23 protein-coding genes are annotated in these 24,167 nt (G+C 59.2%); 15 read left to right on the forward strand and 8 right to left on the reverse strand.

Annotated elements, in window-relative coordinates; translation table 11 throughout:
• Positions 1 to 32: 32 nt before the first annotated feature.
• A complete protein-coding gene (locus MGMAQ_RS03300) occupies positions 33 to 569 on the reverse strand; it encodes a glycine cleavage system protein R (RefSeq protein WP_046020424.1) in 537 nt (178 codons plus the stop codon).
• 130 nt (positions 570 to 699) lie between these two features.
• On the opposite strand from MGMAQ_RS03300, the gene msrB reads away from it, so the two are divergent.
• Positions 700 to 1,095 (forward strand): peptide-methionine (R)-S-oxide reductase MsrB, encoded by a 396-nt coding sequence (gene msrB, locus MGMAQ_RS03305; RefSeq protein WP_046020425.1) that lies wholly within the window; start codon positions 700 to 702, stop codon positions 1,093 to 1,095.
• A 360-nt stretch (positions 1,096 to 1,455) separates the two neighbouring features.
• Entirely contained in the window at positions 1,456 to 2,487 is a 1,032-nt protein-coding gene (locus tag MGMAQ_RS03310; RefSeq protein WP_046020119.1) for an IS110 family transposase, read from the forward strand.
• A 306-nt stretch (positions 2,488 to 2,793) separates the two neighbouring features.
• On the opposite strand, the gene MGMAQ_RS03315 is transcribed toward MGMAQ_RS03310, so the two are convergent.
• From MGMAQ_RS03315 to MGMAQ_RS03335, 5 genes are all read right to left on the reverse strand, one after another.
• Positions 2,794 to 3,534: a pentapeptide repeat-containing protein gene (locus tag MGMAQ_RS03315; protein WP_052716078.1), complete on the reverse strand. Its 741-nt coding sequence runs from the start codon at positions 3,532 to 3,534 to the stop codon at positions 2,794 to 2,796.
• 4 nt (positions 3,535 to 3,538) lie between these two features.
• Complete coding sequence (locus MGMAQ_RS03320; RefSeq protein ID WP_046020426.1) at positions 3,539 to 4,405, reverse strand: branched-chain amino acid aminotransferase; 867 nt, start codon at positions 4,403 to 4,405, stop codon at positions 3,539 to 3,541.
• 69 nt (positions 4,406 to 4,474) lie between these two features.
• Positions 4,475 to 5,146 (reverse strand): transposase, encoded by a 672-nt coding sequence (locus MGMAQ_RS03325; protein WP_046020427.1) that lies wholly within the window; start codon positions 5,144 to 5,146, stop codon positions 4,475 to 4,477.
• Positions 5,147 to 5,234: 88 nt separating this feature from the next.
• The gene (locus MGMAQ_RS19220; RefSeq protein WP_052716079.1) at positions 5,235 to 7,457 is read right to left on the reverse strand and encodes a PAS domain S-box protein; all 2,223 of its coding nucleotides are present in this window, start codon (positions 7,455 to 7,457) and stop codon (positions 5,235 to 5,237) included.
• Positions 7,458 to 7,750: 293 nt separating this feature from the next.
• On the reverse strand, positions 7,751 to 8,482 hold the full coding sequence (locus tag MGMAQ_RS03335; protein ID WP_046020428.1) for a Crp/Fnr family transcriptional regulator: 732 nt from the start codon (positions 8,480 to 8,482) through the stop codon (positions 7,751 to 7,753).
• A gap of 251 nt (positions 8,483 to 8,733) precedes the next feature.
• Here MGMAQ_RS03335 and MGMAQ_RS03340 point away from each other — a divergent pair, with 251 nt between their 5' ends.
• Together MGMAQ_RS03340 and MGMAQ_RS03345 are read left to right on the forward strand one after the other, a co-directional pair.
• On the forward strand, positions 8,734 to 10,203 hold the full coding sequence (locus MGMAQ_RS03340; RefSeq protein WP_252508672.1) for an ATP-binding protein: 1,470 nt from the start codon (positions 8,734 to 8,736) through the stop codon (positions 10,201 to 10,203).
• A 256-nt stretch (positions 10,204 to 10,459) separates the two neighbouring features.
• On the forward strand, positions 10,460 to 11,491 hold the full coding sequence (locus tag MGMAQ_RS03345) for an IS110 family transposase (RefSeq protein ID WP_046020119.1): 1,032 nt from the start codon (positions 10,460 to 10,462) through the stop codon (positions 11,489 to 11,491).
• A gap of 253 nt (positions 11,492 to 11,744) precedes the next feature.
• Here MGMAQ_RS03345 and MGMAQ_RS03350 read toward each other — a convergent pair whose 3' ends face one another.
• Positions 11,745 to 12,410 (reverse strand): response regulator transcription factor, encoded by a 666-nt coding sequence (locus tag MGMAQ_RS03350; RefSeq protein ID WP_046022900.1) that lies wholly within the window; start codon positions 12,408 to 12,410, stop codon positions 11,745 to 11,747.
• Between the two features lie 474 nt (positions 12,411 to 12,884).
• On the opposite strand from MGMAQ_RS03350, the gene MGMAQ_RS20930 reads away from it, so the two are divergent.
• Positions 12,885 to 13,028, forward strand: a complete 144-nt coding sequence (locus MGMAQ_RS20930) for a hypothetical protein (protein WP_158498761.1) — start codon at positions 12,885 to 12,887, stop codon at positions 13,026 to 13,028.
• 3 nt (positions 13,029 to 13,031) lie between these two features.
• Here MGMAQ_RS20930 and mutY read toward each other — a convergent pair whose 3' ends face one another.
• On the reverse strand, positions 13,032 to 14,099 hold the full coding sequence (gene mutY / locus MGMAQ_RS03355) for an A/G-specific adenine glycosylase (protein WP_046022901.1): 1,068 nt from the start codon (positions 14,097 to 14,099) through the stop codon (positions 13,032 to 13,034).
• Between the two features lie 73 nt (positions 14,100 to 14,172).
• Between mutY and MGMAQ_RS03360 the strand changes: the two genes are divergently transcribed.
• The 10 genes from MGMAQ_RS03360 (at position 14,173) to MGMAQ_RS03405 (ending at position 24,106) form a co-directional block, all read left to right on the forward strand.
• Positions 14,173 to 14,685: a DUF721 domain-containing protein gene (locus MGMAQ_RS03360; RefSeq protein ID WP_046020430.1), complete on the forward strand. Its 513-nt coding sequence runs from the start codon at positions 14,173 to 14,175 to the stop codon at positions 14,683 to 14,685.
• A gap of 108 nt (positions 14,686 to 14,793) precedes the next feature.
• The gene (locus tag MGMAQ_RS03365; protein WP_052716081.1) at positions 14,794 to 15,393 is read left to right on the forward strand and encodes a thioredoxin domain-containing protein; all 600 of its coding nucleotides are present in this window, start codon (positions 14,794 to 14,796) and stop codon (positions 15,391 to 15,393) included.
• Positions 15,394 to 15,423: 30 nt separating this feature from the next.
• Positions 15,424 to 18,888 (forward strand): AAA family ATPase, encoded by a 3,465-nt coding sequence (locus tag MGMAQ_RS03370; protein WP_371258383.1) that lies wholly within the window; start codon positions 15,424 to 15,426, stop codon positions 18,886 to 18,888.
• A gap of 156 nt (positions 18,889 to 19,044) precedes the next feature.
• A complete protein-coding gene (locus MGMAQ_RS03375; protein ID WP_046020432.1) occupies positions 19,045 to 19,440 on the forward strand; it encodes an AtpZ/AtpI family protein in 396 nt (131 codons plus the stop codon).
• Positions 19,441 to 19,452: 12 nt separating this feature from the next.
• A complete protein-coding gene (locus MGMAQ_RS03380) occupies positions 19,453 to 20,178 on the forward strand; it encodes a F0F1 ATP synthase subunit A (protein ID WP_046020433.1) in 726 nt (241 codons plus the stop codon).
• A 71-nt stretch (positions 20,179 to 20,249) separates the two neighbouring features.
• Positions 20,250 to 20,474 (forward strand): F0F1 ATP synthase subunit C, encoded by a 225-nt coding sequence (locus tag MGMAQ_RS03385; RefSeq protein WP_046020434.1) that lies wholly within the window; start codon positions 20,250 to 20,252, stop codon positions 20,472 to 20,474.
• Positions 20,475 to 20,593: 119 nt separating this feature from the next.
• A complete protein-coding gene (locus MGMAQ_RS03390) occupies positions 20,594 to 21,085 on the forward strand; it encodes a hypothetical protein (RefSeq protein ID WP_046020435.1) in 492 nt (163 codons plus the stop codon).
• Between the two features lies 1 nt (position 21,086).
• Positions 21,087 to 21,626, forward strand: a complete 540-nt coding sequence (locus tag MGMAQ_RS03395; RefSeq protein ID WP_046020436.1) for an ATP synthase subunit B — start codon at positions 21,087 to 21,089, stop codon at positions 21,624 to 21,626.
• Between the two features lie 179 nt (positions 21,627 to 21,805).
• A complete protein-coding gene (locus MGMAQ_RS19225; protein WP_052716082.1) occupies positions 21,806 to 22,222 on the forward strand; it encodes a bacteriohemerythrin in 417 nt (138 codons plus the stop codon).
• Positions 22,223 to 22,288: 66 nt separating this feature from the next.
• Complete coding sequence (locus tag MGMAQ_RS03405) at positions 22,289 to 24,106, forward strand: ABC-F family ATP-binding cassette domain-containing protein (protein WP_046020437.1); 1,818 nt, start codon at positions 22,289 to 22,291, stop codon at positions 24,104 to 24,106.
• The last annotated feature ends 61 nt before the right edge of the window (positions 24,107 to 24,167 follow it).

A 24,167-nucleotide genomic window follows, 5' to 3' on the forward strand; every position in this document is an offset into this window, starting at 1 on the left:
GCATGTTCTCTTAATTTGTGGGATGGAGACGGTTAGATGCCGTCCTCGGTACGATGCCAGCGGATGATTTGCCGCAATTCTCCAGCGGTATTGGCCAGGGTCGCCAGACAGCTGTCGGCGCGCTCCTCGGGTATGAAGGCGGCAATACGGGTCAGGTAGTAGTCCTCGCCCTTGCGGTCCTGCCGATCGGCGGCGAGACGCACGATATTGGCGCCGTACTCTTGAAAGATCTCGGTCATGCGGGCCACGAGGCCGGGCCGGTTGACTCCCTCGCATTCCACATGGTGGGTAACGCGGGCCTGGGGCTGTGGCCCGGGATCCAATTCAAAGGGGCGGACTTCGATGGTGGCACCGGCCAATTGGGGCAGATCAGCCAGTTCCGCGCGCACATACTCGCTGGTCAAATCAGCGGGAAATTCGCAAATGGACGTGAACTCAGCGCCCTCGCCCAGCACGGCGAAGGTGGTATCACCCAAATCACCGCCCAAATCAAATAGACGGGCCGTGAGCGCGGAGATCAATCCCACCCGGTCGGGGCAAAACACCGAAATCAACAGGTTGTTGGCCATTCAATCGTCCCAAATCTATCGTCGGAGACCACCTTAGCATTCCCTTTGCGGTGTGAACAAGTCGTGCCGGGTGGTTGAAATCTTGCTTCCGCGATCCCTAGTTTCATAAGACGGTTTGCGAGGAGGTTTCATGAGCGAGAAGATCACCAAGACAGAACTCCAATGGCGAGAGGAACTCTCGCCGGATGCCTTCCGAGTCCTGCGGGAAAAAGGGACCGAACGGGCCTTTACCGGTGAATACTGGAACGAAAAGGCACCGGGAACCTATTTGTGCGGCGCTTGTGGCGCGGCGCTGTTTTCTTCGGAATCCAAGTTCGATTCCGGTTCCGGCTGGCCCAGTTTCTGGCAAGCGGTGGCCGAAGACCGGATTACCGAACACCGGGATTCCAGCCACGGCATGGTCCGCACGGAAGTCACCTGCACCGCCTGTGGCTCTCATTTGGGCCATGTGTTTCCCGATGGCCCTAAGCCCACCGGCCAGCGCTACTGCATCAACTCCCTGTCGTTGAAGCTGCATAAGAAATAGGCCAGGCTCTCGAATCGACGCCGACGCCCCATCTATCCTGGCGGGGCGTTACCTTGCCCCACGCGATCAGATCGCGCAGATTTGGCAGGTTCGATTGAGCCTAACAGGTTGCTGAAAAAGTCTGATTTCGAGCCTGTGGCGACACATGCTTCGACAAGCTCAGCATGAGGGCCTTTGAACTTTCAACTTGTTAGCCTCACCCTGAGCTTGTCGAAGGGTGACGCGGGCGGTAGGACAACACTTTTTCAGATGGCGGTAATCGAGCAGTCAGGGATTGCCTAGACAGTCAGCTGGTCTCCACACTCGGTCTTGATCAAGTATCCGGGTCAATTCCTGGACATGGAACAGAGGAGACCAGCTATGGAGTATTTTGTTGGAATGGACGTATCGATGGCAAGCATTTCGATCTGTGAGATTGATGCAAAGGGAACCGTCATTCGCGAAGGCAAGGTGTCAAGCACACCCGAGGCGGTCGCCACTTGGCTCGAGGAAAGCGGGCGTGGCTTTGCGCGAATTGGGTTGGAAGCTGGCCCTCTGGCGCCTTGGCTGTACGCAGGACTGTCCAGTCGGGGCCTCCCTGTGATTTGTATCGAGACCCGGCAAATGAAGGCCTTTGCCAGCGCCAGCCCAGTCAAGACGGACCGTCGCGACGCCCGCTTGATCAGCCAGGCGATGCGGACCGGTTTGTACCGCGCGACCCACGTCAAGACCGCGCGCAGTCAGGAGCTCCGGATGGTGCTGACCCATCGGGAGACCCTGGTTCATCAGGTCCGTCAGTTGTCCAATACGGTACGAGGAACATTGAAAGCTTTCGGCCTCAAGGTCGGTATGGCGCGCGGACGCCTTTTCGCGGCGCGGGTTCGGGAATTGACGGCTGATAACCCGCACCTCAGCGCAGCCGCCGAGCCGCTCTTGCTTGCGCGCCAAGCCTTGCTCGAACAACTCGACAAGCTCGACCGGCAGGTTCATGCCGCTGCGCGCGATGATAGCGTTTGCCGGCGCCTGATGACCGTTCCCGGCGTCGGCCCGGTTACCGCCCTCGCTTTCAGGACAGGACTCGACGTGCCGGAACGGTTTCAAAAGTCGGTCATGGTCGGCGCCCACTTCGGGCTTGTCCCACGCAGATACGCCTCGGGAGAGCAGGACCGAAGCGGCCCCATCAGCAAGTGCGGAGATGCCATGGTTCGTTGGCTTTTGTTCGAGGCCGCCAATGCACTTCTCACTCGAACCCGCCGTTGGTCCTGGCTCAAACACTGGGGGCTCGCGGTCGCCAAAAGGCGCGGGATGAAACGCGCCAAGGTCGCCGTTGCCCGGCGTCTCGCCGTAATCATGCATCGCATGTGGATCGACGGCACGGACTTCCAGTACCGCAAGGAGGAGACCGCCATCTAAACACAACGAAAACCGAGATCGCCTGAAGGGCGGCCAGGACGCGTGGCGACGCGCGGGGCTCGGATGACAGCGCGCAGGCTGCAGTGGCGTAAGACCACGCTTTTCAGATTGCTGCACCCGATCCCCCTTGATCCCCATCATGCGGCGACGACGTCGACCGCGGACAGAAGCAAAGGGCGCCACATACCCCAGGTTCAAACCGACGGCTTGGAAATCAGCTTGACTCAAATGACTCGATTACAGAAGCAGCCTGCTAAAGCCCTTCGCCTGCGCGAGGTGGGAAAAGGACGATCATCGCTTGAAACATCAATTGGCCCGCCAGCGTTCGCCGATTTTGGGTTTCAGGTCGGCCGGCAGATTGACGGCACCGCGAAAGTCGGTGTTGTCGAACATCGCATTCTCGAACACGACTCCCTCTAAATTGGCGCCGATGAACACGGCGTCGAGCAACCGTGATCCGCGCAATACGGTTTTCTTCAGATCGCAGCCGGAAAAATTCACCTCTTCGGCGCTGGCTCCGGTCATTTCCATGTCCCGAAGCTTGGACCAGCGGAAATCACTGCCCAGGATCACCCCGCGCAGCATATAGGCTCCGCTCAAGTCACTGCGGCGGAAGCGGGCGCCTTCCATGATCACGTCTTTCATGTTGCTGTCACGCAGATCCACCCGGTCGGCCCGCACATAGTTCATGTCCGTGCCGAACAGGAAGGCCTTGCGCATGTTGGCGCCGGTCAGGTTGCTATAGTCAAAGCGGGTGTGGAACAGGTCTGCCTCAGAGAGGTTGGTGTTTTTGAACGAACTTTCTGAAAAATCGGACCATTTGAGATTGGCCTTGCGCAGATCGGCGTCATCGAAGCGGCAGCCAAAGCATTCCATGTTGGTGAGATCGACCCCGCGCAGATCAGCACCGGTGAAATCCTTGCCATGCCACTTCTGCTGGGCGAACGAACAGTCTCGCAAGTCCCGGCCGGCAAAGGGCGCGCTGCAATCGCCGAGAGCCGGAGCGGCCCATATGCAAAAGACGATCATGCTGATGAGACGGATCATGGGGTCACACTTTCTGGCTCTCGGCAAATTTCCAATAGAGCGCCCGGGCGCGCTGGGCCACGGGACCTTCTTCCAGTGCGCGATGTTCCACATGGGTGCAAGGCTGGACCTTGGCGTAATTGCCGGTGGCGAAAATCTCGTCGGCAGCCAAGAGTTCATCGAACTGAACAGCCCGTTCCTCGAGCTTGAAACCATCCGCGCGCAAAAGGGAAAGGACCCGTTGGCGGGTAATGCCATTAAGGAAGGTGCCATTGATCGCCGGGGTGACCACTTTGCCGCCACTGACAAAAAACAGGTTCATATAGCCGAATTCCGCCACATTGCCGTTGGGGTCGAGTACCACCGGCTGATCGAAGCCCTTGGCGTGAGCCTCGGCCACCGCGCGGGCGACGTTGGGATAGAGGCAGGCCGCCTTGGCATCGGTCGGGGCCATATCGCGGGCCGGTCGGCGGAAGGAGGAGAGCCCGGCGGAAAAACCCTCCGGCTCCGGCAAGGCCGCTTCGAAAATAACCATGACGAACCGGGTGGACTCGGGCAAGGGCGTGACTAGGCCCTCTTCGGCATAAATCACCGGCTTGATATAGAGTTCGGCGTTGGCATCAAATTTTTGAATACCTTCGCGGGCGATGGCGGTGACGGCGGCCCCATCCAGGGGCGGTGCCAGGGCCAAGGCATGGGCCGAGTGCACCACTCTGGCACAATGCAGATCCAGATCCGGGGCCATGCCGCGCACCGACCGGGCCCCATCGAAGACCACTGAAGACAGCCAAACCGCGTGATGCATGGCGCCGAGGATCGGCGGGTTGCCGTCCATCCACTGGCCATCAACCCAGGTGATGGCGCGTCCGAATTGTGCATGATGATGACCCATGAGTCTCTCCCGCGGCAGAGCTCCATGGTACCCCTGTCGCGACGGAGAGCCGAGAAGATTCGGCCGCTGTCAGGTCTCTGGGCGGGGCTTGGGTTTGGGCCCTGGCTTGTTCTTTTTCAATGAGCGACCCAAAGATTTCTCCAACCCGGAGATGAAGGCAGCCGAGCCCAGCGGACGCCCCGTCCGTTCGTGGGCCCGCAGCAGCTCCATCTGATCTTCGCTCATGGGGCCATTGAGAAAGGGCTTCCAGGCACCAAAGCGCTCGCGCAGGGGTTCTATATCGACAAAACCATCGGGCTTGTCTTTCAAGTGGGCACGGGCCGAGCACCATTTATAGTCTTTGGGTTTCCTGGCCAAACGGGCCCGAACCGGATTCAGTTCCACATAGCGCGTGGCGATATCCAGGTAGTCTTCCTCCAGCGGAAACGAGGCGAATCGGCCCTGCCACAAATAGCCGCGCCAGTTCTCCCGCAGGTTGATGTGGCGGGTATAGCGCCGATGGGCTTCGCCCAAACCCGCTTGTAGGCCGTCTTCCGAGGAAGGCACCAACAGCAGGTTCACATGGTTGGGCATCAGGCTATAGGCCCAGATTTCCACCCCTGCCTGAGCGCAAAACGCGCCGACCAGTTCCTTGTATAAGACGAAATCGTCATCGGAGAAAAAGGTTGGTTGTTGGCGGTTGCCCCGCTGAGTGACCAAGTGAGGCACACCAGGGGCGACAACGCGGGCAATACGGGCCATGACGGTTCCTCGCCAGATGAAATACAGGTGAGGCGCATTCTAGCGGCGCAATGCTAAAGGAGCGGTTAATAAAGGTGTCCCTGGAACCTCAAGAAGGCGGGGTTTCGCTCTCGGCCAAGGGCAGCTTGATCCAGAATGTGGCCCCGTGCCCCAAGTCGCTTTCCACCCCGATGCGGCCATCCATGGCCTCCACCAACCGCTTGCAGATGGAAAGCCCGATTCCCGTCCCGGAGATTCCCGAATTCTCCGCGCCAAGACGCTCGAAGGGCTCGAACAAAGCTTCCATGCGCTCCCGAGCGATTCCGTTTCCGGTGTCGGTGACGCTGATATGGAGGGTGCGGTTGTCATCGGTGCGGCAGTCGACGATCACCTGTCCGGTCTCCATATTATATTTGACCGCGTTGGACAGCAGGTTCAGCAGCACTTGACGCAGTTTGGTTTCATCGGCCAGGACGGCAAGTCCCTCGCAGGAATCGGTCCGGTCGACAAGGGTGATCTGCCGTTTTTCCGCCTCTGGCACCATGTAGGAAAGGCAGTCTGTAAGCATTGGCCGGAAGAGAATGGGCTCGATGCTCAGCGACAACTTGTTCGCTTCGATCTGGCCCAGGTCGAGCACCGCATTGATCAAGTTCATCAGGTGTTCGCCGCCCTTGAGGATCTCCGCCACATGAGCTTTCTGTTTCTCGCTCAGCGTATCCCGCTTGGACCCGGACAAGAGTTGAGCATAGCCGAGAATGGCGTTGAGCGGCGTCCGGAGTTCATGGCTCACTGCCGACAGAAAACTGGATTTGGCCCGGCTGGCTTGTTCGGCCTTTTCACGTGCTTCCACCAATTCCAGTTCGGCGGCCTTGCGATCGGAAATGTCGCGAATGATGCCGGTGAACATACTGACCCCTTCGACGCGCAACTCGCTGACGGCCAGTTCCATGGGAAACTCGCGGCCGTCCTTGCGGCGTCCGGTCACTTCGCGCCCGATGCCAATGATATGAGGTTCGTCGGTCTCCTTGTAACGGGCGAGGTATTCGTCGTGTCGGACAGCGTGCTCTCCGGCGGCCAAAACCTTGACGTTCTGCCCCATCAGTTCCTCTTGCGGATAGCCGAAAATTCCCTCGCAAGCCTCGTTCAAAGACTGGATGATGCCCCGGGAATCAATGGTGATAATCCCGTCGGCGGCGGAATCGATGATCAAACGGACTTTCTCTTCGCTTTTGGTAAGCTCGTAGGTTCGCTCCTGGACCAGGTTTTCAAGGTCTTCCGTGACCTGAAGTAGCTGGATTTCAGCGCGTTTCCGGTCGGTGATATCCTGGATAACGCCATTGATTCGGAAGGGTCGCCCCCAATCATCCTGAGTGGCTTCGCCTTGAATACTCACGAAGCGTTCCTCGTCGGAGAGGGGCAGGAGGGCTTCCACGGCGAAATACGAGGCGCCGTCGGCAATGCTCTCAACCGCTTTGTTCACCGGATCTCTATCCGGCGGATCCAGGCAATCCAACAGTCCCTGCCGGTGAATAGCATCCATTGAGGGTGCCAATCCCAAAATCCGCGCCGCTTCTTCGGACAGAGTCAGCTGATCGGTCTTAATGTCCAATACCCAACTGCCCATGCGACCGATGCGTTGGGCGCGGCTCAACTGAGCGGCGCCCCGGGTGATGGTATCAACGAGGGCTTGTCCGACCCGCACCGAGACGATGCTGCCCAAAATGATCACGATCAGGCTGATACCAAGAAGAAAGAGGCCGGCCTTGATGAAGGGCGCGCGGATCTCGGCCAGATCGATTTTTGTCACGATGCCGAATGTCAAATCAAACAGACGGACGGGTTCGTGGGCGGCCAGTACCGTCTCGCCCCGGTAATCGGGGCCGATGATGGTGCCAGAGCGCCCTTTAAGAGCCCGGCGCATGGGCTCGGCCAATTCAGCGCCGAACCCCACCGGTTTGGGGTGTTTCAGGTCGAAATGCCGGTGGCGCAGAACGAAAACGATCTGATCATCGACCCGATGGGCCATGACGAATTCGCCAGTATCTCCGAAGCCCTGGAACCGGCTATGGGCATCCGTCACTTGATCCAATGTCGCATTCAACGCGGCAGCTTCCGCGTCTTGGGCCAGGTTTTTTGTGAGCTCCAAATTCCGTCGAGCGATGGCCTCGATCATGCGGGCCCGGCTCTCGGCGACCTCTACCAGTCTCTGCTGTTGCTGATCCAATGACGTGTCATAGAGAATCATCAACGCCGCCATCCCCACGGTCAAGGCCACGGTCACCATGGCGGCGACCAAGACAGAGATGCGTTGCCGTTCGGTATTCTTCGGCATCGGAGAATCGGCTTTCAGAAATTAAGTAGCGGTTAGAAATATGGGCATTTCATTTCGAGCGCGCAAGAAAAACACCCGGTGCCCTTGGCAGCGGAATGAGGCTGTCGCCTAAAAATGGAATGGGGTGTTTTAGAGACGGATTCAAAAGTATTCCTTTGATCTCGAGGGCGTATATTTCCGCTCTGGCGGCGTCAAGACCTCCTAACGGGGCGCCGCCCCGTGTCGTCCGCCTTTCCTGGCCAGATCAAAAATCTACTGCCTTGATATCTAAAGGATACTTTTAAATCCGCCTCTTAGAGTTCTACCGGATCGAAAAGGCTTTCCGGTTGCAATACTTCAAACATGCGTTTGCCGTTTCGAATCAACCCATCGGCTTCCAGTTTCTTCAGGACCCGACTTAGGGATTCGGGGGCCAGCCCTAAATAGTTGGCCATATCTCCCTTGGTCATGGGCAAATCCAGCTTGCGGCCGGTATCGGTGCTTGGTTCGCCTCGGCGATTCATCAGGTCGGACAGGAAATGTCGGACCCGGAGTTCGGCCCGCTCGTTGCGGGTCAGCATCCATCCCATGCGGTCCGCATGCAGTCGCTGCCCGAGACGTTGCATGATGGTCGATTGCAGTCGCTCGTTGGCGCAGCAAAGCCGAGTCAGTTCCTCGGCGGGAATGGCGCAAAGTGAGGTGGTTTCCAATGCGATGCCGTCGCAGCTATAGGTCTCTCGCCCAATGCAATCGCCGCCGATCAAATCGCCGGCAAAAAAGAAACCGGTGACCTGTAGGCGACCTTCGCGGGTGGTGGTTTCCGTCTTGATGGTTCCCGAGCGGATCCAATAAAGCATGTCGAACGGGTCCCCGGCGCGAAACAACCGATCGCCGGGCTGGATAGGGCCACGGGCCTGAACCACCCGTTCAAAGGGATCGCCGGATGCTTCTTGAATGGAGCGCGCCAGACAATTGGGGCTGGCCCGACAATGTCGGATAACATTTTGCTCCCGGTCCGCCACCGTTCGAGCGGTCATGCCCTGCATGTTTAAGTCTCCCCACCGTGCCTGTGTCCCTGGTCCCTTGATTCGGAACTCGATTTTGGCTGGGACAATCTCGCCAGAAAGAAATGGTACTAAAGGACCAAGTATTTTTCAATACGAAAGTGTAAATCCACCGATTCTGGATTGTATTGATACTAAAGTGCTTTTACTGGGGCGGTCTTTGGCCGTTCTCCCTGGATTTACACCTGGAAATCATCGACACTCCGAACCAGGAATGAACGGAGATTCCAGGCGTGATACCGAACAACCTTATTGATCGGGCGGGTGCGGGAAAATGGATGACCCGGCGCTATCTGTTCGCGCTAACGGTCATTGCCTTGCTGGCCGGTTCCGCTTTCGCCATCGTGGCCCTGTTGATTGCCGAACACAAAAGTGTGCTGGCTGTGGTGAATGTCAGTGGACGCCAGCGCATGTTGTCGCAACGTACGGCGCTTTTTGTCGAGCGTCTGGTGCATGCCGAGACAGAGGCACAGCGCCTGATCTTCCGAAGTCAATTGCAAGAAGCGACCGATCTGCTGGAGAACGCCCACCGGGCGCTCACCGGTCAGGGGGGCCCCATCGCCTTGGAACACAAGATGACCGAGGATGCCTTTCGGGGCTATTTCGATGGGCCGTTGCCGCTCAATCGTTTGATGCTGGACTATATCGCCAGCTTGCGCCGAACCCTTGACTCGCCGGTCGGGGATTTGCAGCGAGATTCGCCGGAAGTCCGCTATGTGCTGTCCACCGCGCCGGGCGAATTGGTGGATCGCCTGGACCGCATGGTGGCCTTGTATCAAGACGAGGGCGAAGAGGCGTTCTACCGGATGCAGCTGCTGGAAGGCTTGTTTCTTTTCCTGACCTTGTTGACCCTGACCTTGGAAGTCATGCTGATCTTCCGGCCCATGGTCCGCCACATCACCGACCAGATGGATCATATCGGCAAGATCACCGAAGATTTGTCCCGCGCCCGCGACACCTTGGAAGACGAAGTCATACGTCGAACCCGGGAACTGGATGATGCCCGCGTGGCGGCGGTCCAGGCCAACAAGGCCAAATCCCGTTTCCTGGCTGCTGCCGGGCATGATCTGAAACAGCCTCTGGAAGCCATTGGCATGTTCAGCGGGATGCTCGAACGCTCCATGCAGGATGAACGGAGCCAATCCATCATGCGCGACATGCATGATGCCCAGCGCTCCATGCGGTCATTGCTGGATTCCATTCTTCAGCTTTCCAAGCTAGAGGCGGAAGTGGTGGAACCCCGGCTTTGTTGTTTTGATCTGAAAGCGTTGGTTTCTCAGATGGCAGGAGAGTTCGAGCCGCGCGCCGCGCAAAAGGGGCTACAGTTGCGCAGCGTGATTCCCGACCTTTATGTGGAAACCGATCCCTTGCTGCTTGAGCGCATCGTTCGCAACTTCTTGACCAACGCGTTGCGCTATACCCGGCGAGGCAAGATCTTGATGGGTGTGCGGCGCCGGGGAGCCATGGCCCTGATCCAGGTCTGGGATACCGGTCCCGGGATTCCCGATGATTCGCGGGAAAAGGTGTTTCAGGAATTCTCACAGTTGGAAGATCCGGATCGGGACCGCAGCGAGGGAATCGGTCTGGGGTTGGCCATTGTCCGCCGCTTGGCCAACCTACTGGGGCATCAACTGGAATGTCAGTCCTGGGTGGGCAGCGGATCGGTATTTTCGGTCAGCGTGCCGTTGGCCAAAAAGAACTAACAGGTTGCTGAAAAAGTGCTGTCCTACGGCCCGCCTCGCCCTTTGACAAGCTCAGGGTGAGGCTAACAAGTTGAAAATTCAAAGGCCCTCATGCTGAGCTTGTCGAAGCATGTGCCGCCACAGGCTCGAAATCGGACTTTTTCAGATGGCGGTAATCGAGCAGTCAGGGATTGCCTAGACAGTCAGCTGGTCTCCACACTCGGTCTTGATCAAGTATCCGGGTCAATTCCTGGACATGGAACAGAGGAGACCAGCTATGGAGTATTTTGTTGGAATGGACGTATCGATGGCAAGCATTTCGATCTGTGAGATTGATGCAAAGGGAACCGTCATTCGCGAAGGCAAGGTGTCAAGCACACCCGAGGCGGTCGCCACTTGGCTCGAGGAAAGCGGGCGTGGCTTTGCGCGAATTGGGTTGGAAGCTGGCCCTCTGGCGCCTTGGCTGTACGCAGGACTGTCCAGTCGGGGCCTCCCTGTGATTTGTATCGAGACCCGGCAAATGAAGGCCTTTGCCAGCGCCAGCCCAGTCAAGACGGACCGTCGCGACGCCCGCTTGATCAGCCAGGCGATGCGGACCGGTTTGTACCGCGCGACCCACGTCAAGACCGCGCGCAGTCAGGAGCTCCGGATGGTGCTGACCCATCGGGAGACCCTGGTTCATCAGGTCCGTCAGTTGTCCAATACGGTACGAGGAACATTGAAAGCTTTCGGCCTCAAGGTCGGTATGGCGCGCGGACGCCTTTTCGCGGCGCGGGTTCGGGAATTGACGGCTGATAACCCGCACCTCAGCGCAGCCGCCGAGCCGCTCTTGCTTGCGCGCCAAGCCTTGCTCGAACAACTCGACAAGCTCGACCGGCAGGTTCATGCCGCTGCGCGCGATGATAGCGTTTGCCGGCGCCTGATGACCGTTCCCGGCGTCGGCCCGGTTACCGCCCTCGCTTTCAGGACAGGACTCGACGTGCCGGAACGGTTTCAAAAGTCGGTCATGGTCGGCGCCCACTTCGGGCTTGTCCCACGCAGATACGCCTCGGGAGAGCAGGACCGAAGCGGCCCCATCAGCAAGTGCGGAGATGCCATGGTTCGTTGGCTTTTGTTCGAGGCCGCCAATGCACTTCTCACTCGAACCCGCCGTTGGTCCTGGCTCAAACACTGGGGGCTCGCGGTCGCCAAAAGGCGCGGGATGAAACGCGCCAAGGTCGCCGTTGCCCGGCGTCTCGCCGTAATCATGCATCGCATGTGGATCGACGGCACGGACTTCCAGTACCGCAAGGAGGAGACCGCCATCTAAACACAACGAAAACCGAGATCGCCTGAAGGGCGGCCAGGACGCGTGGCGACGCGCGGGGCTCGGATGACAGCGCGCAGGCTGCAGTGGCGTAAGACCACGCTTTTCAGGTTGCTGCACCCGATCCCCCTTGATCCCCATCATGCGGCGACGACGTCGACCGCGGACAGAAGCAAAGGGCGCCACATACCCCAGGTTCAAACCGACGGCTTGGAAATCAGCTTGACTCAAATGACTCGATTACAGAAGCAGCCTGCTAGTGGGGCGCGGCGGTGGCTTGTTGTTGAAATATGAGCACGGCTTGGGTGCGGTTCTCGGCTCCCAGGGCCCGCAGTACCCCGGTAACGTGGGACTTCACCGTGCTGAGGTTCAGGTCCAAACGGCTGCCGATTTCCTGATTCGACAGGCCTTGCGCCATCAACTGCAAAACATCCCGCTGGCGCCGCGTCAGGCCTTCCAGTTGAGCTCCCGCCGAGGCCGCGCCACCGGTCAGGTCAACGGATTCTTCCAGCAAAACCTGTTGCGCCGCGCCGCCAAGCACCGGCGGGACATAGGAACCGCCCTCCAGTACCAGCTTGAGAATGGTGGCAATCAGCGAATCGTCGGTGGACTTGGGGATATAGGCCCGCACACCGCATTTCAGTACAGCCCGCATTTCTTCGGGAGATTCGGAAACCGTGAATACCGCCACCGGGCAGCCGCCCGCTCGATTGACCAGATCGCGGATATCGTCCAGGCCTTCCAATTCGGGCATGCGCAGGTCCAGCATGACCAAATCAAAGGGCTCGGAATCATCAATGTGATCACGGGCCTCGCCGTAGGTCTTCGCTTCCACGACTTTCAAAGTATCAGTCAGTTCGGACAGCACGTATTTGAGCGCGGTTCGGACAATGGAATGATCGTCGGCGAGAAGAACGTGCAAGGGAGAACCTCGGTTGGCGAGCGGCGAATCAAACGCGCGTACCAGAATAGCCTCCATTACGGGATCGATTCAACCGCGAGACCTAAGATTCCCTATTAATTCGTCGGCCTCATAAGCCATGCCTGCCTGCGAAGGGGGGCAATCCAGTCCGCTGTTTCTCCCCGTGAAACGAATAAGACCCTTACGTAGGATGCTGGAGTTGACGGGGCAGAGCCCTTTTTTTGCTGAAAACCACCTGAAAAATATGAAAGGAGTCGGGTAAATTTGTCGCCATCATGAAAGGTCATTTTCTTCCCCACAAAGCGGCCCTAATAACCCTTAATGTCATGAAAAAAGATGTATATTTCTTATCAATCGACGTCGATAACATGGAAGTTTGGGCCATTAATCCGCCCCTTTTTACGTTGACAAGCGGCAGTACTTGAGTAAATTAATCGGGAATTGAGCGCAACGGTCACCGAGAGGAGTGGAATCATGTCAAAGCATTCAGATTATCGTGTTTTGAAGGGCGGTCGGATCCTGGTCCGCGATGGCCGGGGCGGAGAGCGTCGGGCAACCGACAGCGAATGGATCCATCTCTGGCTACGCGATCCCCGGATCACCATGGCGGCGGTATAGGTCTCAAGACTTCGCCGTGCCTGCCATAGCATGGTCAATGGCCTTGCGCATGACGGTCGGCAAGGCCTGAGACCCGAAATCCTCCCGCTTCACCCAGGTACCCGATGGCGGGCCCGATGGCGATTGAGCGCATTGGCCCGCCATCACCGTTAACACCAGATGGAAATGAGTGAAGGTATGGCGGATCGAGCCAGGAAGCAGACGCCACCTGGCCTCTGTCGGGGCTTGCTGCCGGGCTTCCGCTTCCCGCCAAGCTTCTCCTTCCCGCCAGTCTGTTCCGGGCAGTTCCATCATGCCGCCTAAAAGCCCGGTCGGTGGTCGACGGCGCAACAGCACCGCGCCATCTTTCCGTTGCAACCAGAATATCACGCCATGCCGCGTGGGCCGTGTTTTGCGCGGGGCTCGCCTGGGCAGATCGGCGGCGATCCCTTGTTGGCGCCCAAGGCAATGGGCAAGGATCGGGCAGAGATCGCATTTCGGCGAAGTGGGTGTGCAGACCGTGGCCCCCAGATCCATCATCGCTTGGGCATGGTCGCCGGGTCGCCGATCCGGGGTCAGCCTGTCCGCGTGCTCCTTAACGGTTTTCTTCACGCCAGGCAGCGGATCGGTCAGCGCAAACAGCCGTGCCACGACCCGTTCCACATTGCCATCCACCACCACCGCTCGCTTGTCGAAGGCGATGGAGGTCAGCGCCGCCGCCGTATAGGCACCGATGCCGGGCAGGGCGAGGAGTGCCGATTCGGTCGTAGGGAATTCTCCGCCATGGTTGGCGGAAACAACCTGCGCACATTTGTGCAAATTGCGGGCTCGGGCGTAGTAGCCGAGGCCCTGCCACTGGGTCAGAACATCATCCAGATCCGCCGCTGCCAATTCGTGGATCGTCGGCCAACGGGCCAGAAAACGCTGAAAATAAGGGATCACCGTGACCACGGTGGTCTGTTGCAGCATGATTTCGCTGAGCCATACATGATAAGGATCGGCGCAAGTGCCCGCCGCCGCGCGCCAGGGCAGGGTGCGGCGGTGTCGGTCGTACCAGTCAAGCAGGCGGTCCGAAGGCGTGGGATCGGTCACGGCGGTTTGATATCCATGGGTGGTTGACGCATGGTAGGTTCCTAACCCAACCCGTCTCAAGGAACCAGCATCCATGCCCGCCGCCGAGCCTCCCGACCGGTCCCCCAAGCGATCCCGCCGCAGTCAGGCCTTGGCCGGGCTGGTGTCGCGGGCGACCCGTCCCTTGTTTCATCGTCGGGGCTTGGCCGATGGCACCCTGGTGGCCCAATGGGAACGTATCATGGGCGAGCATATGGCTGCCCATACGGCGCCGGAGAAAGTGGTTCGGGGCGGCAATCCACCCCGTGGGATCCTGCATCTGGCCGTGGATCACGGTGCCCTGGCCCTCGAATTGACACATTTGGAACCACAAATCGTCGAGCGGGTGAACGCCCATTTCGGATACCGCGCCATCGACGGGTTGCGGGTGCTGCAAAAACCCTTGCCGCCCCGACCGGCAAAGGAAAAGCCCCGGCCTCCGTTGAATGCCGAAGAAAAAGCGGATCTGGCGGAGAGCCTGTCCGGGGTCACCGATCCCGATTTGCGCGCCGCTTTGGAACGGCTCGGCGGCGCGGTGAAACAGAGGAGGAAACCCGGGGACGATTGAACGTCACTCAGTTATACACAGGCCGGACAAGGGAGATCACGGAGGATCTTGTGGAGTCCCGACACCCTGCCTATATTTCGTCAACATCTTGTGTCTTGGGAGAAGTAGATGCGCAAGATTTTCCTTGCTTTCGTTGTTGTTTTTGTTCTGGCCGCTACCGGTCGCGTCCATGCGGCGGGCTATCAGGAACTGTCCCTGGGCAGTGCCGAGGCACCGGTGACCATTATCGACTATTCGTCGCTGACCTGCCCCCATTGCGCGACCTTCCACAACACGACCCTTCCCGAGATCAAGAAGGCTTATGTGGATACGGGCAAGGTCCGGATTATCTTTACCGACTTCCCGTTCGAAGGGGTGAGCTTCCGGGCGGCGGTGGCGGTGCGTTGTGCTGCGCCCTCGGCCCGCCAGGCCCTGCTTGATTTGCTGTTCAAGACCCAGGCTCAGTGGGCGGCGTCCAATGACCCGGTCGCGGCCATGCTGAAAACGGCCTTGTTGGCGGGTGTCAGCGAGGCGCAATTCAATACCTGTTTCGCTGACAAGGACCTGACCGAGGGCATTCTGAGCCGCTTGCAAGATGCCCAGAAAACCCATGGGATCAATTCCACCCCGACATTCTTGGTGGATGGCGAGAAAGTGGTGGGTGCCAAGTCCTTTGACGATTTCAAAGTGATCATTGACAAGGCTCTGGCAAAAGCCGGGGCCCAGTAAGGCTCGAAACGAGGGGGATCGACGGAGTTGGTGCAGTTCACCCGCCTTCGCCTGACGGGCTTCAAGTCGTTCGTCGATCCCACGGACCTGCACATCGAGCAAGGCCTGACCGGGGTGGTTGGGCCCAATGGCTGCGGCAAATCCAATCTAGTCGAAGCCCTGAAATGGGTGATGGGCGAATCCTCGGCCAAGCAGATGCGTGGCGGCGAGATGGAAGATGTCATCTTCGGTGGCACCGATAACCGCCCGGCCCGCAATATCGCCGAGGTGGTGCTCAGCCTGGATAACCAGGAACGCAACGCTCCGGCGCTGCTCAACGACAGTGACGAGTTGGATGTATCGCGCCGGATCGAACGCGGGCGCGGCTCGGCCTATCGGGTCAACGGCAAGGATGTGCGGGCCCGCGATGTGCAGTTGCTGTTTGCCGATTCGGCATCGGGGTCCCGCTCCACCGCCCTGGTCAGCCAGGGCAAGATCGGCGCTTTGATCAACGCCAAACCGGCGCAACGGCGTAGTCTGTTGGAAGAAGCCGCCGGCATCTCCGGTCTGCATTCCCGTCGTCACGAGGCGGAACTGCGGCTCAAGGGGGCGGAAGAGAATCTATCTCGGATGGAAGACATCCTGGTGACCCTAGAGGCCCAACTTCAAGGGCTGCGCAAACAGGCCCGGCAGGCCACCCGCTACCGCAATATCTCCGACCATATCCGCCGGGCCGAGGCTTCGTTGTTCCATTTGCGCTGGCTGGCCGCCCTGGAAACCTTGGATCAGGCCCGCAAGCATTTAAAGCAGACCGAATCGGCGGTGGCGGAAATGACCGCCATGGCCGCCGCCGCCGTCACCAAACAGGCCGTGACCGCCGATGGCTTGCCACAGCTTCGACAAGCCGAGGCCGAAGCCGGAGCCGAATTGCAGCACCTGACCATCACCCTTCGGGAACTGGAAGCGGAAGCCCAGCGGGTAGTGCGGGCCCGCGAGGAAGGCCATGCCCGCCTGGCCCAGGCCGATGGCGACATGGAGCGGGAACGCATCCTGGCCCGCGATGCCGAAGCGGCTTTGGTCCGCCTGGAAGAAGAACGCACCGAAATCGAGGTGGCTCGGGCCGGAGAAGGCGAGGCCCGCGCTACCGCCGCTTTGGACCTGGCCGATGCCGACCGGTTGGTGTTGGAATTGGACAAGGCCCTCCATGAACTGACCGACCGGGTCGCGGGCGAAGAAGCCCAGCGGACCAGTTTGGCCCGTCAGGTGGAGGATCTGGCGCGGCAAAAGACCCGTCTGGAAAATCGTGCCGCGGAATTGAAAGGGCAGCGACAGGCCTTGGCCGCCGTGGGAATCAGCGAAGCCGACCTGACCGCTGCCGAGCGCGATGCGGAAGAGGCCGAAGCCGCCGCCACAACGGCCCGGGAAGAACTGGAAACGGTGGAAACCACCCGCGCCAGCGCCGAAGTGGCTGTACGCCAAGCCATGGATGCCCAACAGGAAGCCCAAGGCGCTCTCAACCGCATCCAGGCCGAGTCTGATGCCCTGCGGCGTCTGACCGAAAGCGGCCACGAAACATCCGCCGATGGGGTGCCGGTGCTCGACGGTCTGAGTGTGGAACCGGGCTATGAAACGGCCCTTGGCGCGGCCTTGGGGGAAGACCTCAATGCCTCCACCGATGGCGCTGCCGCCATTCACTGGGCGGAGCGACCGGCGGTCGTTGGGGCTGCCTTGCCCGAGGGCAGTAAGCCCCTTTCCTTGTTTGTGACCGGTGAGTCCAGATTGCAGGCGCGTCTGGATCAGGTGGGTGTGGTGGAAGATGGCACGGCGGGGGATCGTCTGGCCGCAACCCTGCATCAAGGCCAACGATTGGTCAGCCGGGACGGCGGCCTGTGGCGCTGGGACGGTCTGACCGTGCGGCCCGGGGCGCCGGTGGCCGAGGCGATTCGTCTGGAGCAACGCAATCGCCTGCGAGATTTGGAAGCGGGGCTGGATGAGGCCGTCAAGGCTGCCGAGCAGGCCCGCGCCAGCGCCGACGAAGCCCGCGAAATGGCCCAACGGGCCATGGAGGGCGAACGCCGGGCCCGCGATACTCAACGGGAAACCGACCGGGCCTTTTCCAAAGCCCGCGACCGCCGCGCCGACCTGCGCCAAAAAGCGGCCCGGGCGGAAAGTCGTCTGGCGGCGATCGATGAGACCATTGCCCAGGTGGCGATAGACCTGGGGGATATTGAGACCGATACCGACTCCGCCAAGCAAGAACTGGCCACCGCCGCCGATCCGGAAGCCGGTCGCCGGGAACTGGGCATCCTGCGCGAGGACCTGGGCGAACGCCGCTCGGCGCAGATTGAGGCCCGAGGGCGTCACGATTCCCTGGTCCGCGAGGCCGAGGCCCGCCAAAGGCGTCTGGACGATATCGCCCGCGAGCGCGACTCCTGGAGCCAGCGGCAGGCCGGTGCCGATACCCGCATGGCTGAGTTGGCCGAACGACGTGGCGCCACGGAATCGGCATTGAAGACTTTGGAAACCCGCCCGGAGGAGATTGCCGCCCAGAAGGAAAAGCTGGCGGCCCAACTAACGGTGACCGAAGAGAAGCGCAAGGTGGCCGCCGACCAATTGGCCGAGGCGGAGAACAAGGCCCGCGATGCCGACCGGGCCCTGCGCGAGGTGGAGGCGGAATTGGCCAAGGCTCGCGAACAACAGGTGCGCGCCGAGGCGGCGGTGGCCCAGGGCAACGAGACTTGCCGCAGCCTGGCCGAGCGGGTGGTGGAAAAGCTCGATTGCCGTCCTGACGATCTGCTCGATCTGTCGGGTATGGACGAATCCAAACCCCTGCCCGATTTGGCGGCGGTGGAAGGGCGGCTGCAACGGCTGCTGCGCGAACGCGACGGCATGGGGCCAGTCAATCTGCGGGCTGAACAGGAAGCCGAGGAACTGACCGAGCAAATGGAGACCCTGGAACGGGAACGCGAGGACCTGTTGGCCGCCATCGAGAAATTGCGCCGGGGAATCGCGGAGTTAAATCGCGAAGGCCGCCAACGGCTGCTGGCCTCGTTCAAGGAGGTGGATCGGCACTTCCAGGATCTGTTTATCCGCCTTTTCGGCGGCGGGCATGCGCATCTGGCCCTGACCGAGGCCGATGATCCCCTGGAAGCCGGACTGGAAATCATGGCCAGCCCGCCGGGCAAGAAGCTGCAAAACCTGTCGCTGCTGTCCGGTGGCGAACAGGCGCTCACGGCCCTGGCCCTGTTGTTTGGTGTATTCCTGACCAATCCGGCACCCATTTGCGTGCTTGATGAGGTGGATGCGCCGCTGGATGATGCCAATGTGGACCGGGTTTGCTCCATGCTGGATGAGATGGCCAAGCAAGGCACCACCCGCTTTTTGGTCGTCACCCACCACCGCATGACCATGGCCCGTATGGACCGGTTATTCGGCGTCACCATGCAGGAACGCGGAGTCTCCAAGTTGGTCTCCGTTGATCTGCAGAAGGCGGAAGCATTGCGCACTGCGGGATAAAGTCCGGTTTTCGTCTATTTTTGCTTTATTTATCATGTAGTTAATGTGGGGGCTTTGCTCTTGACAGCCCGTGGGGGGGTCGGTATTGTCCGAAAAAGTGTTACGGCGTAGCGAATTGTTTTCCATTGGGGGTGCCCCGCAAGGACTGAGGGCCGGATGGTCCAAGACCCGGAAGATCAGCCACTTAAGGATCTGGATGCGCGTCTGAATAAGGCAATGGCCGACCGAGGCCTAACGCCGGAAACGGATGAAACCCAATCCTCGTTGCCACCGCGACCGTCCGATATGGGCATGGGTATGCGGATCGGGGCTGAAATCCTGGTGGGACCTTTGGTCGGTGCCTGGATCGGTTGGTATCTCGATGGATGGCTGGAGACCCGGCCCCTGTTGATGATTATCCTGCTGTTTGCCGGTGGGGCGGCCGGGTTGATGAATGTATATCGAGTGGTCAACGGCCATGGCATGGCGGTGGGCTACAAAAAGAAAGAAGACGACTCCCGGGCGGATGTGCAAAGCTCTTCCAGGGATAATGAGAACACAGACAGAGAATAGGCGGTTAAGAACGTGGCAAATCCTCTTGCTCAATTCGAAATCAAGCCCATCGTTCCTCTGGAAATTGGCGGCATTGATGCCAGCCTGACCAACTCGGGCCTGTTCATGATCATCGTCGTGCTGGCCGCGACCTTGTTCTTGACCCTGTCCATGCGCGGTCGCTCGCTGGTGCCGACCCGGTGGCAGTCCCTGGCGGAAATCTGTTACGAATTCATCGCCAATATGGTCCGCGACAATGTGGGCAACGAAGGACGCCGGTTCTTCCCATTTATTTTTACCCTGTTCATGTTCGTGCTGTTTGCCAACATGATCGGCATGATCCCTTACAGCTTTACCGTCACCAGCCATCTGGTCATCACCTTCATCATGGCGGCCTTCGTGTTTGTCGGCGTGACCTTGATCGGGTTGGTCAAGCATGGCCTTGGGTTTTTCTCCTTGTTCCTGCCCCATGGCACGCCCTGGTACGTGATCCCGCTGCTGGTGCCCATTGAGGTCCTGTCCTATTTCATTCGCCCTGTCAGCCTGTCCTTCCGGCTGTTCGCCAACATGACCGCTGGGCATACCCTTTTGAAGGTATTTGCCGGGTTCGTGGTGCCGCTGGGCTTTATCGGTGGGTGGATGCCGCTGGCTTTTGTCGGCGCCCTGACCGGTTTGGAAATTATCATTGCCTTTCTTCAAGCTTACGTCTTTACCATCCTCTCCTGCATCTATCTGAATGATGCCCTGCATCTGCACTGAGGAAACCCCGGGCGTTTGCCACTCGTAACAACCGACTTAGAACTGACTTACCGACAAAGAGGAATTGAACCATGGAAGTAGAAGCTGCGAAGATGATTGGTGCCGGTCTGGCCGTGATCGGTCTTGGGGGCGTTGGCGCCGGTATCGGCAACGTGTTCGCCACCTACATCGCTTCGGTCGCTCGCAACCCGGCCGCCGCCGCTCAGGTCGGCACCGAAAAGTGGATCGGCTTTGCCTTGGTCGAAGCCATTGGCCTATTCGCGCTGGTGGTTTCCCTGGTGTTGCTGTTCACCTGATTTCGGTCGGAACGCTGGACCCGGCGCTGCCCTTTCGGGGCAGGCGGGTCTGTGCGATCCGTTGATTTTGAAATCAGTGGCGGGGAAGTATCTCCGTAAACAACCGTGAGAGCGCTGTTATGCCTCAATTTGATCCGACCTATTTCTCCTCCCAGGCAATCTGGCTGATCATTACCTTCGGCATCTTCTATTTGCTGATGGTGAAACTGGCTCTGCCCCGCATCGGCGAGATCCTCGACGAACGGCAAAGCAAGATCGACGCCGACCTGAAAAGCGCCGAACAGGCCAAGGCCGAAGCGGAGGCCGCGGCCGGATCCTATGAGTTGGTGCTGGCGGAGGCCCGGTCGGAAGCCCAGGCTAATTTCCGCGTTGTCAATGCGGAGGTTTCCGAAAAGGCCGCCGTTCAGGATGCCGCCTTGCGGGAGCGTCTGTCTGGTGAAATCGCCGAGGCGGAAGGCCGGATCGATAAATTGAAGCAAGACGCGGTGGCCAAGATCGCCGGTGTGGCGGCAGAGGTCTCCCAAGCCGTGGTTCAGCGTCTGGCCGGTATCGACGTGACCCAAAAAGTCGCCGAGGCCGCGGTTACGAAAGTCATGAAGGAGCGGTCCTGAGATGCTTGCACAAGCTGCCAACGCCGCTGAAGGGGCTGCCCAGCACGGGGAGGCCGCCTTCTATACCGATCCCACCTTTTGGGTGTTCGTCTCCTTCGTGATTTTTGTCGCGGTGGCGGGCAAGACCATCTTCCGGGTGGCAACCATTGCCCTGGACGATCGGGCCGAGACCATTCGCAAACAGCTCGATGAGGCCGAGCAACTGCGGCGCGAAGCCAAGGAAATGCTGGCCGGTTATCAGCGCAAGCAGCGTGAAGCGACCGAGGAAGCCGAGCAGATCGTTGCCCGGGCCAAGGCCGAGGCCGAACGCATCCGTGCCCGCGCCGAAGAAGATCTGGAATCCACCGTCGAGCGCCGCGAGCAGCAAGCCAAGGATCGAATCGCCCAGGCCGAAACAAAAGCTCTGGCCGAGGTCCAAGCCATGGCGACCGACGTGGCTATGACCGCTGCCAAGGCTTTGATCGTTAAAAACTTGAAAGCCACCGGCGCCAACAAGCTGGTGGAAGAGGCGATCTCGGAACTGGGTGACAATCTGCACTGACCGGGATTTAGAGAACCATCCAAAGGGACAGGCCAAGGAGTTGGCGGGTCCCTTTTTTTGTGCCTTTTCTCTGACTTGATCCGTGTCAAGGTAACAGAGGGGTAAACGTCTCGATACTATTAAACGGATCGGAGGATTCGGGACCTATCCCAAGGAGCTGGGGTGCGCGGGAGGCGCCGATGCCACGATTTGTCTGGAAAGATGATTACAAGATTGGTGATGCGTTCATCGACCAGCATCATCGCCAGCTGATCGAATTGGGTAATTATCTCCACAAGGCGGTGCATGAACAGAAAGATCTGTTGATCCTCCAAGATGCTTTCAACGCCCTGCTGCTCTATACCCAAACCCATTTTCGTGCCGAGGAGGAATACTTCGACTCCCTAGGCTGTCCCATCATGGAGGAACACAAAAAGCTGCACCGGGAGCTGGAGGAAGAAGCTCAAAGCCTTTGCCGCCAAAACCACGCCGGATTCCAAGAAATGATCGGCCCGACCCTGGAAAACTGGATGGAAACCCGTTTGGTTCGTCACATGGTGGTGGAGGACAAGAAATTGGCCGAAGCCGTGGAGAATTCGTTTCTCGATCTGTTATAGGATGCCTGTTGCCATAGCGGCCCGGGGGTGGCATTAGGGGCGCTTGTCCCTTCATGGAGATGCCCCTTGGCCCCCCCCCTCTTGATCCTACGCGACATCCGTCTCGGCTTTGGCGGCGTTCCGCTGTTCGATGGGGTGGAGATGTCCATCTCCAAGGGGGAGCGCATCAGTTTGGTGGGCCGCAACGGCTGTGGCAAATCCACGTTGATGAAGGTTATTGCCGGGCTCATGGAGCCCGATGCGGGCGAAGTGTTCCGTCAGCCGGGCCTGCATGTGACCTATTTGGTTCAGGAACCGGACCTGTCCGGTTTTGCCACGGTGTTGGACTATGTGGTTGATGGCCTGCCCCATCATTCAGCGGAAGATGCCCATATTGTCGAGCCCTGGCTGGAAGATCTGAAACTCGATGGGGCGCAGGCCACGACCAGCCTTTCCGGTGGGGAGCGCCGTCGCGCCGCCCTGGCGCGGGGCTTGGTCAGCGAGCCCGATATCTTGTTGCTCGACGAGCCCACCAACCACCTTGACCTCAACGCCATCCAATGGCTCGAAGATGTCTTGGGCCGCTTCAAGGGTGCCTTTGTCACCATCAGCCATGATCGGGCCTTTTTGAATTTGCTGACTCGGGCGGTTCTGTGGCTGGACCGGGGGCGGGTGCGGCGATTGGACAAAGGCTTTGCCCATTTCGAGGAATGGTCCGACACCATCATGGAACAAGAAGCGGTGGAGCGGCACAAACTCGATAAGCTGATCGCCGAAGAGACACGCTGGTCCCATCAGGGAATCTCCGCGCGTCGCAAACGCAACCAGGGGCGCCTGCGACGGCTCCAAAGCCTGCGCAGCGAACGCGCCCAGCAAATTGATAAAACCGGCTCGGTCAAACTGGAAACGGAGAAAACCGAAAGTTCCGGCAAGCTGGTGGTGGAAGTGGAAGGCCTCCGCAAGGCCTATGGAGATCGGGTGATCGTCAAGGATTTCGCCACCCGCATCCTGCGGGGCGACAAGGTGGGAATCATCGGACCCAATGGGGCGGGCAAGTCCACCTTGTTGAAAATGCTCACCGGTGACCTAAAGCCGGATGAAGGGCATGTGCGATTGGGCACCAATTTGGAAACCCTTTACTTGGATCAGAACCGCGACAGCCTGGACCCGGACAAAAGCCTGTGGGACACCCTTTGCGAACGAGGCGGCGATATGGTGATGGTTCAAGGCCGCCAGCGCCATGTGGTGGCTTATCTGAAGGACTTCCTGTTCGACGAGAAGCAGGCGCGTGGTCCGGTCAATGCCCTGTCTGGCGGCGAGCGCAATCGTTTGGTGCTCGCCAAAGCGCTGACCAGACCCTGCAATTTCCTGATTCTGGATGAACCGACCAACGATCTGGATATCGATACGCTGGATCTGTTGCAGGAAATGTTGGCCGACTTCGAGGGCACTTTGCTGCTGGTCAGCCATGATCGGGATTTTCTCGATCGAATTGTCACATCGACCATTGTTCTGGAGGGCGATGGCAGTGTTGAAGAATACCCGGGCGGTTATTCCGACTACCAACGTCAAAGACAGGCCCGGGAACAAGGGCCGGTCAGGAAAGAAGCCCCGACCAAGCGCACGGGGGAAAAGCCAGCCGCGGACCGCAAGGCCACCAAGCTGAGCTACAAACAGGAACGGGCGCTCAAGGAACTCCCGAAACGGATAGATCGATTGCAAATGGAAATCACCCAAATTCATGAGCAACTCGAGGATCCAGAGTTTTATCAGCGCGATCCTGAACAATTCTCAAAAACAACGAACCTCGTTGCGGATAAAGAAAAAGAACTTGGCCAATGTGAAGAAGAATGGCTTGAACTGGAGATTCTGCGCGAATCCTTGGCCAGTGAACGAAATACATGATTTGCGAGATCTGTCATCTATCATCCTTTTGGGTAAGTTTTTCCTTTATTCCACTCAAATG

The sequence above is a fragment of the Magnetospira sp. QH-2 genome (assembly GCF_000968135.1).
Classification (GTDB): domain Bacteria; phylum Pseudomonadota; class Alphaproteobacteria; order Rhodospirillales; family Magnetospiraceae; genus Magnetospira.

Bases quoted from the DNA above. Each gene is read 5' to 3' on its own strand.
- MGMAQ_RS03335 (WP_046020428.1), bottom strand. From the start codon at position 8,482: ATGCAGGGCATGACCGCTCGAACGGTGGCGGACCGGGAGCAAAATGTT.
- MGMAQ_RS03315 (WP_052716078.1), bottom strand. From the start codon at position 3,534: ATGATCCGTCTCATCAGCATGATCGTCTTTTGCATATGGGCCGCTCCG.
- MGMAQ_RS03310 (WP_046020119.1), top strand. From the start codon at position 1,456: ATGGAGTATTTTGTTGGAATGGACGTATCGATGGCAAGCATTTCGATC.
- msrB (WP_046020425.1), top strand. From the start codon at position 700: ATGAGCGAGAAGATCACCAAGACAGAACTCCAATGGCGAGAGGAACTC.
- MGMAQ_RS03360 (WP_046020430.1), top strand. From the start codon at position 14,173: ATGCCCGCCGCCGAGCCTCCCGACCGGTCCCCCAAGCGATCCCGCCGC.
- MGMAQ_RS20930 (WP_158498761.1), top strand. From the start codon at position 12,885: ATGTCAAAGCATTCAGATTATCGTGTTTTGAAGGGCGGTCGGATCCTG.
- MGMAQ_RS03385 (WP_046020434.1), top strand. From the start codon at position 20,250: ATGGAAGTAGAAGCTGCGAAGATGATTGGTGCCGGTCTGGCCGTGATC.
- MGMAQ_RS03345 (WP_046020119.1), top strand. From the start codon at position 10,460: ATGGAGTATTTTGTTGGAATGGACGTATCGATGGCAAGCATTTCGATC.
- MGMAQ_RS03390 (WP_046020435.1), top strand. From the start codon at position 20,594: ATGCCTCAATTTGATCCGACCTATTTCTCCTCCCAGGCAATCTGGCTG.
- MGMAQ_RS03375 (WP_046020432.1), top strand. From the start codon at position 19,045: ATGGTCCAAGACCCGGAAGATCAGCCACTTAAGGATCTGGATGCGCGT.
- MGMAQ_RS03320 (WP_046020426.1), bottom strand. From the start codon at position 4,405: ATGGGTCATCATCATGCACAATTCGGACGCGCCATCACCTGGGTTGAT.
- MGMAQ_RS03395 (WP_046020436.1), top strand. From the start codon at position 21,087: ATGCTTGCACAAGCTGCCAACGCCGCTGAAGGGGCTGCCCAGCACGGG.
- MGMAQ_RS03325 (WP_046020427.1), bottom strand. From the start codon at position 5,146: ATGGCCCGTATTGCCCGCGTTGTCGCCCCTGGTGTGCCTCACTTGGTC.
- MGMAQ_RS19220 (WP_052716079.1), bottom strand. From the start codon at position 7,457: ATGCCGAAGAATACCGAACGGCAACGCATCTCTGTCTTGGTCGCCGCC.
- MGMAQ_RS03300 (WP_046020424.1), bottom strand. From the start codon at position 569: ATGGCCAACAACCTGTTGATTTCGGTGTTTTGCCCCGACCGGGTGGGA.
- MGMAQ_RS19225 (WP_052716082.1), top strand. From the start codon at position 21,806: ATGCCACGATTTGTCTGGAAAGATGATTACAAGATTGGTGATGCGTTC.
- MGMAQ_RS03365 (WP_052716081.1), top strand. From the start codon at position 14,794: ATGCGCAAGATTTTCCTTGCTTTCGTTGTTGTTTTTGTTCTGGCCGCT.